Source organism: Yoonia vestfoldensis DSM 16212, assembly GCF_000382265.1.
Classification (GTDB): Bacteria; Pseudomonadota; Alphaproteobacteria; order Rhodobacterales; family Rhodobacteraceae; genus Yoonia; species Yoonia vestfoldensis.
Genome location: NZ_KB907979.1, coordinates 193,846 through 208,102, shown reverse-complemented (window position 1 = coordinate 208,102; position 14,257 = coordinate 193,846). Strand labels below are relative to the sequence as shown.

The 14,257-nt window shown below is 61.0% G+C and carries 12 protein-coding genes, 1 tRNA gene and 1 pseudogene; 10 read left to right on the top strand and 4 right to left on the bottom strand.

All coding sequences use genetic code 11. The annotated features are described in order from the left end of the window. From H147_RS0109220 to H147_RS0109210, 3 genes are all read left to right on the top strand, one after another. The coding region (locus H147_RS0109220; RefSeq protein WP_019955074.1) for an ATP-binding protein at positions 1-215 on the top strand (215 nt) is incomplete at its 5' end. 95 nt (positions 216-310) lie between these two features. Further along, a complete protein-coding gene (locus tag H147_RS19575; RefSeq protein ID WP_019955073.1) occupies positions 311-2,527 on the top strand; it encodes a type I restriction endonuclease subunit R in 2,217 nt (738 codons plus the stop codon). 33 nt (positions 2,528-2,560) lie between these two features. Next, positions 2,561-3,508 carry a GIY-YIG nuclease family protein gene (locus tag H147_RS0109210; protein WP_019955072.1) on the top strand — a complete coding sequence of 316 codons (948 nt, stop codon included), beginning with the start codon at positions 2,561-2,563 and terminating at the stop codon, positions 3,506-3,508. 272 nt (positions 3,509-3,780) lie between these two features. Here the strand turns inward: H147_RS0109210 and H147_RS0109205 are convergent. Further along, positions 3,781-3,870 (bottom strand) — tRNA-Ser (locus tag H147_RS0109205). A 241-nt stretch (positions 3,871-4,111) separates the two neighbouring features. On the opposite strand from H147_RS0109205, the gene H147_RS0109195 reads away from it, so the two are divergent. The 7 genes from H147_RS0109195 to H147_RS0109165 are packed head-to-tail and all read left to right on the top strand — an operon-like array spanning position 4,112 to position 10,499. Continuing rightward, positions 4,112-5,020 carry an SPOR domain-containing protein gene (locus tag H147_RS0109195; RefSeq protein ID WP_019955070.1) on the top strand — a complete coding sequence of 303 codons (909 nt, stop codon included), beginning with the start codon at positions 4,112-4,114 and terminating at the stop codon, positions 5,018-5,020. A gap of 14 nt (positions 5,021-5,034) precedes the next feature. Then, on the top strand, positions 5,035-6,213 hold the full coding sequence (locus tag H147_RS0109190) for a D-alanyl-D-alanine carboxypeptidase family protein (RefSeq protein ID WP_019955069.1): 1,179 nt from the start codon (positions 5,035-5,037) through the stop codon (positions 6,211-6,213). Continuing rightward, a complete protein-coding gene (gene tmk / locus H147_RS0109185; RefSeq protein ID WP_019955068.1) occupies positions 6,210-6,818 on the top strand; it encodes a dTMP kinase in 609 nt (202 codons plus the stop codon). The genes H147_RS0109190 and tmk overlap by 4 nt, the downstream gene beginning before the upstream one ends. Next, the gene (locus tag H147_RS0109180; protein ID WP_019955067.1) at positions 6,815-7,921 is read left to right on the top strand and encodes a DNA polymerase III subunit delta'; all 1,107 of its coding nucleotides are present in this window, start codon (positions 6,815-6,817) and stop codon (positions 7,919-7,921) included. Before tmk ends, H147_RS0109180 begins: the two co-directional genes overlap by 4 nt. Positions 7,922-7,931: 10 nt before the next feature. Then, positions 7,932-8,720: a TatD family hydrolase gene (locus H147_RS0109175; RefSeq protein WP_026352400.1), complete on the top strand. Its 789-nt coding sequence runs from the start codon at positions 7,932-7,934 to the stop codon at positions 8,718-8,720. Beyond that, positions 8,717-9,526: an MBL fold metallo-hydrolase gene (locus H147_RS0109170; protein ID WP_019955065.1), complete on the top strand. Its 810-nt coding sequence runs from the start codon at positions 8,717-8,719 to the stop codon at positions 9,524-9,526. The genes H147_RS0109175 and H147_RS0109170 overlap by 4 nt, the downstream gene beginning before the upstream one ends. 43 nt (positions 9,527-9,569) lie before the next feature. Further along, positions 9,570-10,499, top strand: a complete 930-nt coding sequence (locus tag H147_RS0109165; RefSeq protein WP_019955064.1) for an AEC family transporter — start codon at positions 9,570-9,572, stop codon at positions 10,497-10,499. Here the strand turns inward: H147_RS0109165 and H147_RS0109160 are convergent. The 3 genes and pseudogenes from H147_RS0109160 to H147_RS0109150 form a co-directional block, all read right to left on the bottom strand. Beyond that, positions 10,496-11,374, bottom strand: a pseudogene (locus H147_RS0109160) (ABC transporter permease); the annotation flags it as partial. The gene H147_RS0109165 and the pseudogene H147_RS0109160 overlap by 4 nt on opposite strands. A 13-nt stretch (positions 11,375-11,387) precedes the next feature. Next, on the bottom strand, positions 11,388-12,992 hold the full coding sequence (locus H147_RS0109155) for an ABC transporter permease (protein WP_019955062.1): 1,605 nt from the start codon (positions 12,990-12,992) through the stop codon (positions 11,388-11,390). A 115-nt stretch (positions 12,993-13,107) separates the two neighbouring features. Continuing rightward, the gene (locus H147_RS0109150) at positions 13,108-14,220 is read right to left on the bottom strand and encodes an extracellular solute-binding protein (protein WP_019955061.1); all 1,113 of its coding nucleotides are present in this window, start codon (positions 14,218-14,220) and stop codon (positions 13,108-13,110) included. Positions 14,221-14,257 lie beyond the last annotated feature (37 nt).

Here is a 14,257-nt window from a genome sequence, read left to right as displayed (position 1 = left end):
TGTATGAACGCACCAGCGTCATCATCACCACCAACCTGAGCTTCAGCGAATGGGCCAGCGTCTTTGGCGATGCCAAAATGACCACGGCACTGCTCGACCGTCTCACCCATCGCTGCCACATCCTCGAAACCGGCAATGACAGCTACCGCTTCAAGGCCAGCTCCGAAACAGCCAAGAAAAAGCGAAAGGAGACACCACCATTGACGCCATCATAATACGCAGATCATAACGACTGGGTGGGTCAGATCTCGATGAAAATGCCGGGTCAGTTCTCAGTGACAATCAACATCGCAAGGTCAAGAAGGAGACGATGATATTTCCGCGCTACCACCAGCTCGAAGCGGTTCGCTCGCTGGTTGATCAGGCACAGCGCGAAGGTGTCGGCCACAACTATCTGGTCGAACACTCGGCCGGCAGCGGCAAGAGCAATACTATCGGCTGGCTCACGCACCGGCTCGCGTCGCTGCATGACGAAAGGAATGACCGGGTTTTCGACAGCGTCGTTGTGATCACCGATCGAGTGGTGCTGGACAAACAGCTTCAAGACACGATCTACCAATTCGAACACAAGCACGGCGTCGTGCAAAAGATCGACGAGAGCTCCCGTCAGCTGGCCGAAGCACTGGAAAGTGCGGTTCCAATCATCATCACCACCTTGCAGAAGTTTCCTTTCGTCTCGCGCCAGTTGGCCAAGATGGCGGAAGAGCGAGGCGAAACGGATGGGGGCGTCCTCAAGTCCCGCAATTGTGCGGTAATCATCGATGAAGCGCACAGCTCTCAGGGCGGCGAAACCGCGACCGACCTCAAGGAGGTTCTTGGTGGACAGGGTCTTCGCGAAGATGCCGCGAAGAGCATGGCAGAGGACGAGAAGGAGGACATGGATGAGCTCTATCGATCCATGGCCAAACGCGGCCGACAGGCGAACCTCAGCTTCTTTGCTTTCACCGCCACGCCCAAGCACAAAACGTTTAAGGTTTTCGGGCGCGATGGTAAGCCGGCACATCGCTACACCATGCGCCAGGCCATCGAAGAAGGCTTCATCCTCGATGTTCTGAAGCATTACACAACCTACGCCAGCTATTTCCGTCTTTTGAAGGCCAGCGAGGATGATCCAAACGTTGAGCGGAAGAAGGCAGCACGTGCACTCGCGCGGTTTCTGAAGCTTCATCCTCACAACATCGCCCAAAAGACCGAGGTGATGATCGAGCACTTCAATGCCGCCACCCAACACAAGATCGGCGGGCGGGCCAAGGCGATGGTGGTGACCGGGTCGCGTCTGGAAGCAGTCCGCTACAAGCAAAGCTTCGACCGTTACATCAAGGAGAAAGGCTATGCCATTAAGTCGCTGGTAGCCTTCTCAGGTGCCGTAACGGACGACAAGCTCAAGGATGTCACCTACACCGAGGAGGGAATGAATCTTGGCGTCCGGGAAAAGGAATTGCCGGAAATGTTCGCTACCCAGGAATACCAGGTCCTGCTCGTCGCCGAGAAATACCAAACAGGCTTCGACCAACCGTTGCTCCATACTATGTATGTCGACCGGCGGCTTGCGGGCATCCAGGCTGTGCAAACTCTTTCGCGCCTGAACCGCATCCACCTGCTAAAGGAAGACACGTTTATCCTCGATTTTGTTAACGATCGGGATGAAATTCGCGAGGCATTCAAGACCTATTTTGAAGGGGCAGAGATCGGCGAAGACGTCGACCCGGCTCGCATGTATGAGATCAAGAGCGAACTTGATGCCGATGGCATTTATGTGATTGCCGACCTTGAGCGTTTCAGCGCCGTCTATTTCAAGCCGCGCCACCGCCAAAGCCCGAACGATCATCAGTTGATGAATGCGGCGCTCGACCCTTGTGTGGCACGCTTCAAAGAACTTCAGCAGGAGAAGCCGGAAGAGGCAGAGCTTTGGCGTGGCAAGCTGCTCGCCTTCTGCAGCCTCTATAGCTTCTTAAGCCAGATCATTCCTTATCAGGACACCGACCTCGAACGCCTGTATGTGTTTTTGCGTCACCTCGCAACAAAGCTGCCCAAGCGCGGCGCTGGACCGTCCTACCAGTTTGATGATGAAGTGCGGCTTGAATACTATCGCCTTCAGAAAATCAGCGAAGGCTCAATCAGCCTGAGTGATGGGCAGTCAAATCGGCTTGACGGACCCTCCGAGGTGGGTAGTGGCGTGCTGCGTGAGGAGGCATTAGCGCTATCGCGCCTAATCGATGTTGTGAATGATCGATTTGGCACAGATTTCAATCAGGCGGACCAGCTGTTCTTTGATCAAATCATAGAAGCTGCGATCTCAGACAGTGCGCTTCGCCAAGCGGCTATGGTCAACCCCGGCGACAAGTTTGAGCTCGTTTTCAAGAACCTTCTCGAGGCTCTGTTTGTCGAGCGAATGGATCAGAATGAGGAGATTTTCGCGCGATTCATGAACGACCGATCTTTTCAGAAAGTCGTGACCGGTTGGCTTTCAACTGAAGCCTATCGCAAGCTCAATAGCCCAGGAGAAGACGCGAATGTTGGAAAATGATGCGCCACGTAACGAAATTCTGCAGAACAGGAGTTGTTCGAGTTGAAGCCTCGTTCGATCAATATTTTCCTTCTTGATGGCGACCCAAACGGGATACGTGTCGCGCAGATATCCATGTCTACGATTCAAGCAATCGCTTTCCGACGGAATCAACTTCGACGAGTTAGGGAGGCGTTCCCAGAAATTGAGCGTCCGGGTGTGTACCTTCTTATTGGAACTGACGAGAATGACCCAGACCGGCTGATTGCCTATATTGGTGAATCAGAAGGTATCGGTGCGCGACTTTACACCCACAACTCAAGTGACGCTGGACGGGATCCGAAGGGCTTCTGGACCGATACCGTGGTACTCATCAGCAAGGATGAGAACCTGACGAAAAGCCACGCGCGCTATGTTGAGGCCTGCCTGATTAGGGCGGTGGGAAGCAATCCACGATGGCTCGTCCCCAACAGCAAGCGTCCTTCTGAAGACGCCGGTAAACTACCGCTGCCAGACAGGGCGGCGATGGAGGAGTTTGTAGACCAGACGAAGACGCTCGTGGGCGCGCTCGGCTGGGACCTGTTCCGCGAGATGCGCGGTCGACTGACCGAGCCATCCGAACAAATGCAGCCGACACCAGTCGATCCAAGCCCGATCTTCTTTTTTAGGGGTGAGGGCTTCAATGCGGAAATGACGATTGCGCAGTCGGGCGACTTTGTCGTCAAAGCTGGTTCTAAGGCGCGCGCTCGCACTACGCCGACCATCCCGAAGGGCACTCTCGCATTGCGTGACACACTGCAGAAATCAGGGGTTCTTCAAGAGGATGCCGGATCACTGGTCTTCGCAAATGACTACAGCTTCCCATCCGCTTCGGCGGCGGCTGCGACTGTGATTGGGGCCAGCGCGAACGGACGCATCCTTTGGAAGCTCAATAATGGACACTGCTACGCGGATTGGGAGTCAGCAGGTGCCTTGTCATTTGTGGCCGTCAGCGAAAACTAACGTTGGGCAGTTCGACGGCAGTCGCATTACAAGGCGAACGCAACTCAGATCGGAAACTATTCGGAATCCGCAGAATACTGAATGAAAACAAAATTTTGCACCTGTGAACCAAGAGAGGTCGAGTTGACGGCTCCGGAGAATGTCGGCCCTGAGAGACCGCCTCCGAGCGTCACGGCGCATGGGCCGGTTGACAGCCCCACCCGCATAACCCTCGAAAACAACGTAAAAATCCGGCCGCAGCCGGATGGGGAGAACACTTTCTCAAGGGCAAGTGGCGGAGGAGGTGGGATTCGAACCCACGGTAGACTTTCACCTACGTCGGTTTTCAAGACCGGTGCATTCAACCACTCTGCCACTCCTCCGACCGGGACCTGTTAGCTGTTGCGCAACGATTCGCAAAGTGCCATCCGCTTGCGCGAAAAATCCCCGTTGCGCGGTGTAGAGACTTTCATTGTCCAGCACAGGCGGTTATCCTATGCCAAAATCGAGCGGGCGTTGCGCGACGTGACCGGGCTGCTATGTCTGGCCGACGCGGTCATCCATGGCAAAACGATGGAACGGGGCTGATTTCCTCTCGCAAGGGGTGGAATGGAGGGGCTGAGAATGACAGGCGAAACTGATGGACGGCGGCGCTGGCGGGTGCTGTCCTATGCGCTTTGCGGTGCCTTTGCCCTTGCGGCTTGTGGCGAAGGCGGCGGCTTTGGCGGGCAGAGCGGGGCCGGAACCAATGTCATTGGCCAATCGGCCGGATTGGTGCGCACCGAGCAGGATGTGGAACGGCCCGACATCTTCGAAGTCACCGATCGCGGGCTTTGGGACGGCAGACCCTCGCTGGGTGGTATCTGGGTGGCGCATCCAGATGTGCGCGACCCCGAACGTGTCGTGATCCGCAATGCCGCAAACGGGCGTTCGACCGTCGGTGCCTTGTTCCGGCGCGAACGCGACAATCCGGGTCCGGCGCTTCAGGTATCTTCCGATGCCGCCGAAGAGCTTGGGATTCTGGCGGGTGCGCCTGCCGAACTGAACGTCGTGGTGCTGCGCCGCGAAGAAATCGAGGTCGCGCCGCCCGCCACGGCAGAAACAGACGAGATCGCCGGCCTTGCAGCGCCTGTCGCGATCGAGGCATCGTCGCTTGATCCGGTTGACGCCGTGGCCGACACCGTCGCCGCGGTGCCCGATGACGGCCCTGTCGATGTCGTCCTGCCCCCTGCACCCGCAGCGGCGCAACCACCCGCCGACACGCCGACACCTGCCGAGACACCTGAACCTGTGGACAGCACGCCGTTGCCCGAAGGTGCCATGGCGCAGATCGGTGTTTTCAGTGTCCGCGCCAATGCCGATGCCGCCGCGACAGCGTTGACAGCCGCCGGATTCGGCGCGACCGTCACGGATCAGGAGGCCGGTGGCCGGACGGTCTGGCGTGTCGTTGCGGGGCCGGTTCCCGATCAAGAGGCACTTTTGCGGATCCGGGCGCTGGGGTTTGTGGATGCGTTCGTCCTGACGAGCGAATGACAAGAGGACAGCCGATGAAATTCCTGGAAAAAAGCCTGATTGCCGGTCTGATGACCATCTGCGCGGCCATGGCGCAAGCGCAAAGCTTTGAGACGAGCGCGCGCGCGGCCTATGTCTATGACCAGTCAACCGGCACCGTCTTGCTGGCCAAGGATGCAGAGATTCCGCTGCCGCCTGCGTCGATGTCCAAGCTGATGACGATCTATATGGCCTTCGAGGCGATCGCCGATGGCCGCCTGTCGGTCGATGATTTGCTGCCTGTCTCGGCCCATGCCGCCAGTTTCGGGGGATCGTCGATGTTTCTGGACACGACAGATCGTGTGCGCGTCGAGGATCTGCTGCGCGGCGTGATCGTGTTGTCCGGCAATGATGCCAGCGTCGTGCTGGCCGAGGCGCTGTCGCCTGATGGCACAGAGGCCGGTTTCGCACGGATGATGACCGAACGCGCCCGCCAGTTGGGCATGTCCAATTCCGTCTTCGTGAACGCAAGCGGTTGGCCCGCCGCCGGACACCGCATGTCGATCGAGGATCTGGGCATCCTGTCAAGGCGCCTGATTACCGATTTTCCGACGTTCTACCCTTTGTTCGCAGAGACGGAATTCGCCTTTGACAACCGCGTGCCGTCCAATTCGCAAAACCGCAATCCGATCCTGCGGATGGGCATCGGGGCAGATGGTCTCAAGACTGGCCACACCCAGGAGGCGGGGTATGGCCTCGCGGGGTCGGCTGTGCAGGGTGACCGTCGCGTGATCTTTGTGATCACCGGACTTGATAGCGCCCGCGAAAGAGCCGAGGAATCCGAACGGATCGTCAACTGGGCGTTTCGCCAGTTTGCGGAACGGGACATTGCCATCGCCGGAACGCAGATCGCCACCGCCGACGTCTGGATGGGGGCGCAGCAAAGCGTTGGCCTGACCGTGGCCGAAGACCTGCGCCTGCTCGTCCCGATCCTGCATGAAGGCGCAGTCGACGCGCGGGTGGTGTTCGACGGGCCATTGCAAGCGCCGGTCACCGCGGGTCAGGCGGTCGGCGAATTGATCGTCACCTTGGACGGCTTGCCCGAAAAGCGTGTACCGCTGTTCGCCGAGGCGGATGTGCCCTTGGGCGGTTTCAGCGCAAGGATGCGCACCGCCGCGCTGGTGCTGTGGTCCAAATACGGGTTCGCCCCTGGCACAGAGCCTGACGGCGCATGAGCCAGCCGCGGTTCATCACCTTCGAGGGGATAGACGGATCAGGCAAATCGACACAGGCGCGTCGCCTTGCGGATCGGCTGCGCGATCAGGGGCAGGAGGTTGTCCTGACCCGCGAACCGGGCGGCAGCCCCGGTGCCGAGGAAATCCGCCAGCTTTTGCTGACCGGCGATCCTGACCGCTGGTCGGCGGAAACGGAAATCCTTCTGTTCACCGCCGCCCGCCGCGACCATCTGGAAAAGACCATCCTGCCCGCGTTGGCGGCAGGCAAGACCGTGGTCTCCGACCGTTTCGCCGACAGCACCCGCGTCTATCAGGGCGCTACACGCGGCGATCTGCGCGCCAAGGTCAATGCGCTGCACGCGCTGATGATCGGGCGCGAACCTGATCTGACCTTCATCATCGACATGGACCCCGCCACTGCGCTTGAACGCGGCCTTGCCCGCCGGTCGGGCGAGGACAGGTTCGAGGATTTCGGCCTGCCGTTTCAGGAAACCCTGCGCCACGGCTTTCTGGCGCTGGCCCGCACAGAGCCGCAGCGCTGCGTGCTGATCGACGGCAACCGCACGATGGACCAGATCGCCAGCGACGTGGCGGCCCATCTATGAGCGATGACACGATCCCCGAACCCGACCGTCTGGACGGTGCACCGCATCCGCGCGAAACCGCCGTGCTTTACGGCCAGCACGCTGCCGAAGCCGCGTTTCTGGACGCGTTCACCGCAGGGCGGATGCATTCGGGCTGGCTGATCACCGGCCCGCGCGGTGTTGGCAAGGCGACACTGGCGTGGAAAATCGCCACCTTCCTGCTGGCCGATGCGCCGCCTGATATGCTGGGCGAGGTGACGCTGGCCGTGTCCCCCGACCACCCCGACTCGCGGTTGATCCAATCGGGCGCGCATCCGCGCCTTGCCCTGATCCGGCGGCCTTGGGACGACAAGACAGGCAAGCTGCGCGGCGAGATCACCGTGGACGCCGTGCGCAGTCTCAAGCATTTCTTCCAGATGTCATCCGCCGACGGCGGGCGGCGCGTCGTGATAGTCGATGCCGCCGACGAGATGAACCGCAACGCCGCCAATGCGATTTTGAAAGAGCTGGAAGAACCGCCCGCGGGGGCTGTCATCCTGCTGGTGGCGCATCAGCCTTCGCGGCTGTTGCCCACGATCCGGTCACGCTGCCGCGAATTGCGCTGCGGACCGCTCTCGCCCGAGGATCTGGCGCGCGCGCTGGCGCAGGCAGGACACAGCAGCGACAATGCGGCGGGCCTTGCCGCGCTTGCGGGTGGGTCGGTTGGCGACGCAATCCGGCTTTTGGGCAGCGGCGGCATGGCGCTTTACGCCGATCTGGTCCGGCTGTTCGGCACCTTGCCCCGGATCGACCGGCAGGCGGCGCTGGCCTTGGCAGAGGCCTGCAGCGGACGGGGCGCAGAGACGCGGTTCAGCCTGACGCTGGACCTCATCGACCTTTTTCTGGCGCGTGCGGCGCGGGCTGGCCTGCTGGGCGCACCGGCCACCCAAGGCGCTGCGGGCGAGGCGTTGCTCTTGGCGAAAATCGCGCCTGACCCCCGCGCCGCACAGGCCTGGGCGCAAGTGCAGCAGGATCTGTCGGAACGGTCGCGCCACGGGCGTGCGGTGAACCTTGACCCTGCCGCGCTGATCCTTGATATGATCTTCAAGATTGAAGAGACGGCGCAAGGCGTCGCCGCAGCCTGAAAGCCGCGCCATGACCCAAAGCCCGATCACCGACAGCCACTGCCATCTGGATTTCCCCGATTTCGACAGCGAACGCGACGACATCATCGCCCGCGCGCTGGCAGCAGGAGTGACACGGATGGTGACGATCTGCACAAAGCTGCACAACGAATCTGCTGTCCGAGCCATCGCGGAAAAATACGCCCCCGTGTTCTACGCCGCCGGTGTGCATCCGATGTCGGCGGCAGACCACCCGCCGGTCACGGTCGACGACCTCGTGGCACTGGCCCAGCACCCCAAATTCGTGGGCATTGGCGAAACCGGCCTTGATTACCACTATACCGCCGACAGCAAGCAGATCCAGCAAACCAGCCTGCGCATCCATATCGCGGCGGCACGCGAAACCGGCCTGCCGCTGATCATCCATGCGCGCGACGCCGATGACGACATGGCCCGCATCCTGACCGAGGAATATCGCGCTGGCGCCTACACTTGCGTGATGCATTGCTTTTCCAGCTCGGCGGCATTGGCCAAAGCGGCGCTTGATCTGGGGTTCTACCTGTCGATGTCGGGCATCGCGGCCTTTCCCAAAAGCAAGGAGTTGCGCGAGATCTTCGCCAGCGCCCCGCTCGACCGTGTGTTGCTGGAAACCGACAGCCCCTATCTGGCCCCGCCACCGCATCGCGGACGGCGCAATGAACCAGCCTATACCGCGCACACCGCCGCCGTCGGGGCCGAGGTTTTCGGGATGGACTACGCCGACTTCGCCGACGCGACGAATGCCAATTTCGACCGGCTTTTCTGGAAAGCCGCAGCATGAGCGATACGATCAGCTTTACCATCCTTGGCTGCGGGTCGTCGGGCGGGGTGCCTCGGCTGGGCAATGACTGGGGCGATTGCGATCCCGCCGATCCGCGCAACGCACGGCGGCGCTGTTCGCTGCTGATCACGCGGCAGGGGAGCCGGGGTGTCACACGCGTGCAGATCGACACCTCGCCCGATATGCGCAGCCAGTTGCTGGATGCAGGGGTCGGCACGCTGGATGCGGTCGTCTATACGCATGCGCATGCCGATCACGTGCACGGGATCGACGATCTGCGGATGATCGTGTTCCAGACGCGGGCGCGGCTGCCGGTCTGGGCCGACGGCGATACCTGCGATGCGCTGCTGTCACGCTTCGGCTATGCCTTCGTGCAGCCTGCGGGATCTGATTACCCGCCGATCTGCGATCTCAACCTGATCGACGGCGATGTGATTATCGACGGGGCAGGCGGGCCGGTGACGCTGACGCCTTTCAGGGTCGTACATGGCAATATCGACGCGCTGGGGTTCCGGATCGGCGATGTGGCCTATCTGCCCGATGTCTCGGACATCCCCGATGCGGTCTGGCCCGTGCTGGCTGGGCTTGATTGCTGGATCGTCGATGCCTTGCGGCGCAAACCGCACCCGAGCCATGCCCATCTTGACAAGACTTTGGGCTGGATCGCCAAGGTCGCCCCGCGTCAGGCCGTGCTGACCAATATGCATGTCGATCTGGACTACGCCACCGTCGCCGCCGAAACCCCCGCCCATGTCCTGCCCGCTTATGACGGCCTGACCCTGACTTTCCCCATCTTCCGAGCCTAAATATCCCCGCCGGAGGCATAGAAGTTTTTCAAGGACCCCGCCAATGGCCGCGCTGATCGACGTCATCCTGCCCGTTTTCTTTGTGATCGGCTTTGGTTATCTGGCCGTCTGGAAAGGCTATTTCAGCGACGCGGGCGTGGACGGGCTGATGAAGTTCACGCAGAATTTCGCGATCCCCTGCCTGCTGTTCCGCGCCATTTCCACGCTTGATCTGCAACAGAATTTCGATCTGGTCTTGTTGGGCAGTTTCTATGCGGGGGCGTTCACGGGGTTTCTGGCGGGGCTTTTGGGGGCGCGGTTCATCTTCGGGCGCGACTGGGAAGACAGCGTCGCCATCGGGTTCTGCTGCCTGTTCTCGAACTCGCTGCTGCTGGGCCTGCCGATCACCGAACGGGCCTATGGGACAGATGCGCTCGAAGCCAATTACGCCATCATCGCGATCCATTCCCCGTTCTGTTATGGCATCGGCATCACCGCGATGGAGATCGCACGCAACCGTGGCGCGTCGTTGACGGCCTTGCCCGGTAAGGTGCTGCGGGCGATGTTCCAGAACGCGCTGATCATCGGGATCGCCTTGGGGTTCGTGGTGAACCTGTCGGGGGTTCCTGCGCCGGCGGTGCTGACCGATGCGCTGGACCTGATCGCGCGGGCGGCTTTGCCTGCGGCGCTGTTCGGGCTGGGCGGCGTGCTGTATCGCTACCGTCCCGAAGGCGACATGCGCACGATCATGTACGTCGTCGGCGTGTCGCTGCTGCTGCATCCGGCCGTGGTCTGGGTGCTGGCGCAAGCGGGCGGGCTGGGTGTCGCGGGCACGCGGTCCGCGATGCTGACGGCGGCGATGGCGCCCGGCGTGAATGCCTATATCTTTGCCAATATGTACGGCCGGGCACGCCGCGTTGCCGCATCCTCGGTCCTGCTGGCGACGGGCCTGTCGATCCTGACGGTCTGGGGCTGGCTTGCGATCCTGCCCTAGCTTGGCGTCATGCCGCGCAGCCGTTCGGACCGGCGGCGCAGCATCTCGACCGTTGCCAACAGCACGATCGACACGGCGACCAGCACGGTGGCAGCCGCAAGGATCGTGGGGCTGATCTGTTCGCGCAGGCCGGTGAACATCTGCCATGGCAGGGTTTTCTGCGCCGCCGCCCCGACGAACAACACGACCACAACCTCGTCGAATGACGTGATGAAGGCGAACAACCCGCCGGATACGACACCGGGCAGGATCAGTGGCATCTGCACCTTGAAGAACGTCTGTGTCGGCGTCGCCCCCATATTGGCCGCAGCCCGCGTCAGCGACCGGTCGAACCCCACCAGTGTGGCTGTCACTGTGATGATGACGAACGGCGTGCCAAGGGCGGCATGGGCAAGGATCACCTTGACATAGCCGGTGAACGACCGCGAAAAGCCCAGCGTCTCTTCCATCCACAGCCCCATCTGGCTGTAGAAAAAGAACATGCCCGTTGCCGAAATGATCAGGGGGACGATCATCGGTGAGATCATGGTCGCCATGATTGCGCGCCGGTAGGGGACATGCGATTGCGACAGCCCGATCGCGGCCAGCGTCCCCAGACTGACCGAGATGATCGTCGCAAACGGTGCGATGATCAGCGAATTCTGGAGCGGCCGGAACCATTCGGGATTGGTAAAGAAGTCGCGGTAATGGCGCAGCGAATAGCCTTCGGGGTCCAGCGCCAGCATTTCCGGCGTGAAGGTGAAAAAGCTTTCGGCGTTGAACGACAGCGGGATGATGATCAGGATCGGCGCGATCAGAAAGAACAGGATCAGCCCGACGATGACGCGGAAGGTATAGTGCCAGATCTTCTGGCCCGTGGTGGCGTAGATGGGCAGCGCGCTCATGGCGTTATCCTCCGAGTTTCACGTTGTCGATGCCGACGATGCGGTCATAGGCCCAGTAAAGCGCCAGCACGACGACCAGCAGGATGGTGCCGAGGGCAGCGGCCAGCCCCCAGTTGAGCGAGCTGGAAATATGATAGGCGATCCTGTTCGAGATAAAGATTCCGGACGTGCCACCCACGATCTCGGGCGTGATGTAATAGCCGATCGATAGGATGAACACGAGGATCGACCCCGCGCCGATGCCGGGCACCGATTGGGGGAAATAGACCCGCCAGAACGCGGTCCAATTGGTCGCGCCGAGTGATTTGGCCGCGCGCAGATAGCTGGGCGGGATTGTCTTCATCACCGAATAAAGCGGCAAGATCATGAACGGCAACAGGATATGCGTCATCGCGATGATCGTGCCGGTCGCGTTGTTGATCATCGTCAGTCGGTTTTCATCGGCCACAAGACCGATCCAGACCAGCAGGTCGTTGATGACACCTTGCTGTTGCAGCAGCACTTTCCACGCCGAGGTCCGCACCAGAAGCGAGGTCCAGAACGGCAGCAGCACAAGGATCAGCATCAGGTTGGCCTGCCGCGATGGCAGGTTCGCCAGCATCCATGCAACCGGATAGCCAAGCAGGATGCAGGCCCCCATGATCGTCAGCGACATCACCAGCGTGCGGATGAACAATTGCACGTAGATACGCTGGTTTTCGGGGGCCAACTCGATGCCGTCGGGGGTCTGGTTCAGGTCGACGGAATTCAGGAAATAGCTGGCCGTATAGGGCGGGCTATAGGTCTGGATCGTCTGCCATGTCCGGGTTTCGCCCCAGCCTTCATCGCTGTCGACAAAGGCGGCCCGGATATCGGGGGCGGTGAAGGCGCTCACCGCTGCGCCCGCCTCGGCAAGCAGACCGGCAGGTGCGGCCGCGAGTTGCGCTGCGGGATTGGCGAGCAGATCCTCATAAAGCGCGACATAGACGATGTGCCACGGCTGTTCTTCGGTTGGGCTGTCTTCGTTGATGTTCTGCGTGACGCGCGCAAAATCGGCATAGATATCGGCAGTGCGGGGCAGGGCCTCGCGCGCGGCGTCAGACACGACGAAGGCGGGTTCATCCTCTGCAGTGGCTTGTTCCGTGATCCAGTCAGACTCTGCCATCAGCAGGGTCCATGTGGCAGGCTCTTCCCATTGGGGATCAAGCGCCACGAATTGTTCGGTGACCTCTTCGCCCATATCCTCGACGTCGCGTCCGGACCGGCGGAACTGCGATGAAATGCCAGCGGCTTCGTAATTCAGGCGCGATCCCAGCCGGGTGTGAATACGTTCTTCCACGGCGACCATCATGTCGGCGGCGAAAGCGCGGAACACCGCTTCATCAGGGACAGGGTCCACGGCTGCGTCCCAATCGGCAAGCGCGACGACGGTGCGCGGGATCGTTTCGCTGACGATCTGGTTTTCCACCGACCGGAACAGCATCTGCCCGATCGGAATGACGAAGGTGAGCAGGATGAACAGGAACAGCGGCGCGATCAGCAGGAGCGCGCGCAACTTTTGACGGCGCAGGGCACGGTTCAGGCTGGATTTGAGCGTGCGGCCATCGGCGGCCATCATCTGTTCTGCCATGGTGCGGACCTTTTCAGTCGAAATATGCGGGGACGGGGGCGCGTGGGGCACCCATCACCGGCAAAAAATCCAAAGGGTGTCGGGCGAGGAAATCCCCGCCCAACCCGTCACTTGGTTACTGCGCGAGCCAGGCCTGGAAACGTGCATCCAGATCGTCGCGGTAGTCAGCCCACCACAGGTAGTTCTGCACGAAGGCATTGCTGGCGTTTGCAGGGTTCGTCGGCATATGTGGTGCCATCTCGATCCCGAGCGTCGCGTGGGTGGATACCAGTGGTGCCGAAGACGCCCGTGCCGGACCATAGGAGATGTAAGCAGCCTGATCGGCCAGACGCTGGGTGTCTGTCGCGAAGTAGAGGAAGTCCAGCACGCGGGCCAGACGATCCTCGGGCAGACCGGCGGGGATGATCCAGCCGTCAAGGTCATAGACCTGCGCATCCCAGAGCATTTCCAGCGGCTGGTCCTGTTCCACAATCGCCGAGAAGAAGCGGCCATTGTAGGAAGACCCCATCACGGCTTCGCCATCAGCCAGCGACTGGATGCTTTCGGCGGCAGATGTCCACCAGATCGTGCTGTCCTTGATCGTGTCGAGCTTGGCGAAAGCACGGTCCTGACCTTCGGTCGTTTCCAGCGTGTCGTAGACGTCCTCGAACGCCACGCCGTCACAGATCAGCGCCCATTCCAGGTTGTCGATCGGCTGGCGCTGCAGCGTGCGGGTGCCGGGAAAGGTTTCCAGATCGAACAATGCGCAGATATCGCCGGGGGTTGCGCCGTTCCACGCCTCGACATCGGTGCGATAGGCGTTGGTGGTGGAATAGGCGATCTGCGGAATGAAGCAGTCAGAGATGATCAGGTCGCCGAAATCCTCGGATGCCGGGGTGCCATCGGGGGCAGCGGCCAGGATTTCATCATGGTCGACTTCCATCGCCAGACCCTCATCGCACAGCCGCAGCGCATCGGCGGCCACGACATCGACCAGATCCCATGTCAGGTTGCCGGCCTCGTCCATCGCGCGCAGTCGTGCCACAGCCTCGGGCGAGCTTTCGTCCCAGGTCGCGCGCACATCGGGGTTCGCGGCCAGATAGGGTTGCAGATAGGCATTGTCCTGGCTGGCCTGATAGGCCCCGCCCCAGCTGACGATGGTCATGTCGTTGGCCATTGCCTGGGCAAAGGCGGTGGTTCCGGCCAGCGTCAATGCTGTCGTTGCCATCATTGCTTTGGTCAGTTTCATTATAAATCTCCCGTTGTCACGCCCGGTTCGTCTTGTC